Origin of the sequence: Pseudomonas sp. K5002, assembly GCF_013386655.1 — a bacterium.
In the GTDB taxonomy this organism is placed as follows: Bacteria; Pseudomonadota; Gammaproteobacteria; order Pseudomonadales; family Pseudomonadaceae; genus Aquipseudomonas.
The window spans coordinates 1-1,125 of the sequence record NZ_JACARK010001419.1 but is presented as its reverse complement, the minus strand read 5'-3'; the positions used below and the strand labels follow the sequence as shown (position 1 = coordinate 1,125).

Sequence of the window (1,125 nt, the reverse complement as noted above, 5' to 3'; positions counted from 1 at the left end):
CGGCCAGTGCGCCTGGGCGGCGGCCTACAAGGATGACGCCAGCCAGGAGCCACGCACCAACTGCGCGATGGCGATCCAGCGTGACGGCGCAGCCTATGGCGTCGCCACCATCGACGTGACCCTGGGCTTCTTCAACGACCTGGTGGCCAGCAAGGAAAAAGACCTCGGCGGGCAAATGCTGATCGTCGAAGGCGACGGCAAGATCATCAGCAACAGCACGCGCATCAGCGGCCCCGTGGTGTTGAAGAACATCAGCGAATTGGCCGGCACCTCGGCCTTTGCCGCCCAGGTCAGCGCCGGCCTGGCTCATCGTGATCAAACCCTGCAACGCAGCGAGTTCGACAACCAGGGCGTGGCCAGCACGTTCTTCATGCGCCCGATCGAGGGCACGCCGTGGTTCCTCGCTACTGCGCTGCCGACCTCGCTGATCACCGCCCAACGTGATGACGTACTGGGCACATTGGCGATGCTGCAAATCCCGATGATCCTGCTGTTGGTGCTGTTGGCGGTGTACGCCATCCGCCAGCTGGTGCACCGGATGACCGCGCTGAAGACCAATATCGACGCACTGTCCAACGGCGATGCCGACCTGACCCGGCGCATCACCATTCGCGCCGAGGATGAACTGGGGGCGATTGGCCATTCGGTGAACCGCTTTATCGTCTACCTGCAAAACATGATCGGAGAAGTGACCCTGGCCACCGGCGCCATGTCGTCGAGCCTGGCGCAATTGCAGCAGACGTCGGCCCAGACCAACCAGATCCTGGTGCGCCATGCCTCGGAAACCGACCAGACCGTCACGGCCATCACCGAGATGAGTTCCACCGCCGACACCGTGGCCGAGAACGCCGCCGAAACGGCTGCGTTCACCCAGCGCGCCAATGAGCACGCCGACCGTTCGCGGGTGGTGGTCGGCGAAGCTTCCCGCAGCGTCAGCGCGTTGATCGGCGAGGTCTCCAGCGCCACCCACACCGTGGAAAACATGCGCCAGGATGCCGCCCGCATCACCGAAACCCTCGGCGTGATCGGCGCCATCGCCGGCCAGACCAACCTGCTGGCACTCAACGCGGCCATCGAAGCCGCCCGGGCCGGCGAACAAGGCCGGGGTTTTGCGGTGGTGGCCGA

The 1,125-nt window shown here is 64.9% G+C and carries 1 protein-coding gene; it reads left to right on the top strand.

Translation table 11 applies throughout. The annotated features are described in order from the left end of the window. Window positions 1-67 precede the first annotated feature (67 nt). A partial coding sequence (locus HX846_RS36860) for a methyl-accepting chemotaxis protein (RefSeq protein ID WP_372242070.1) occupies window positions 68-1,125 on the top strand: 1,058 nt, incomplete at its 3' end.